General features: G+C 71.6%; 2 protein-coding genes. Both read right to left on the reverse strand.

The features are described from left to right. On the reverse strand, positions 1-390 hold a 390-nt coding region (locus BN903_RS13670), incomplete at its 3' end, for an NAD(P)-dependent oxidoreductase (protein ID WP_048078260.1). 70 nt (positions 391-460) lie between these two features. Continuing rightward, positions 461-1,337 (reverse strand): cation-translocating P-type ATPase (locus tag BN903_RS13675; protein WP_048078261.1); only part of this gene is annotated, 877 nt, incomplete at its 5' end.

Below are 1,337 nucleotides of genomic sequence, written 5' to 3' on the forward strand. Positions count from 1 at the left end.
CTTGGCTGTCAGGTAGGCGTTTCGGACGCCGGGCGGGTTCGCGGCGGCGGAGAGGAAGACGAACGCGTCGACGCCGGCGCGCTCGGCCTCTAAGGCCGTGAGGATCCCCGCGTCGCCGTTGACGCGTTCGAAGGTGACGCCCTCCGTCGGCGACTCGGTGAGCGTTCCGACCGAGTGGACCACGGCGTCGACGCCGTCGAGGCGGTCGCGCCACGCGTTCGGTCGGAAGAGGTCGGCGCTCGTCCACGAGACCGCCTCGACCCACTCCTCGTCGAGGTCGGGGCGACCGCTCCGCGACACGCTGCGGACCTCGTGTCCGTCGCGGACCGCGAACCGACAGACGTCGCGTCCGATGAAGCCGCTGCCGCCGACGACGAGGAGGGTCGACATACGCCGTCGTACGCGCCGGGCCGTCTTGGGGCTTCGGGACGGCGACCGAAAAGGAAGGGTCGTCGCGCGGTCAGCGCCGGAGGAACCCGAGGAGCGCGTAGTCGCGGTCGGGGCCGTACCGCCGGAACAGCAGGCTGTTCGTCAGCACCGACACCGACGAGAACGCCATCGCGCCGGCCGCGAGGACGGGCTGGAGCAGCCCGAGCGACGCGAGCGGGATCATCGCGGTGTTGTAGCCGAGCGCCCACACGAGGTTCTGTCTGATCTTCTGGAGCGTCGCGTCCGAGACCCGGATCGCCTTCACCACGTCGAGCGGGTCGTCGCGCATCAGCGTCACGTCGGCCGCCTCGATGGCCACGTCGGTCCCGGAGCCGATGGCGGTGCCGACGTACGCCACCGCGAGCGCCGGGGCGTCGTTGACGCCGTCGCCGACCATCATCGCCTTCCGGCCGTCCGCCTGAATCGACTCTACCGCGTCGGACTTGTCCTCGGGCAGGACCCCGGCGCGGACGTCGTCGGGGTCGATGCCGACCTGCTCGGCGACCGCGCGGGCCGTACGCTCGTTGTCGCCGGTGATCATCATCACGTCGACGCCGCGGTCGCGGAGCTGGCTCACCGCCTCCTTCGCGCTCGGCTTCACCGTGTCGGCGTCGGCGACGACGCCGAGGAGCTCACCGTCGTCGGCTCCGGCGCGGACTCGCGCGACGAGCATCACGGTCTTCCCCTCGCGTTCGAGCCGTTCCATCGTCTCCGCGGCTGGCTCGGGGTCGATCCCCGCGTCCCGCAGCAGCTTCCGGTTACCGACGAGTATCTCGTCCCCGTCGACGGTCGCCTTGACCCCGTGGCCGGGGACGTTCTCGAACGACTCGGGGTCGGAGAGGCCGATACCGCGCGCCTCGGCCCCCTCGACGATGGCGCGACGCGAGGGGTGTTCGCTGCCGCGCTCC

It is taken from the genome of Halorubrum sp. AJ67, from assembly GCF_000513435.1.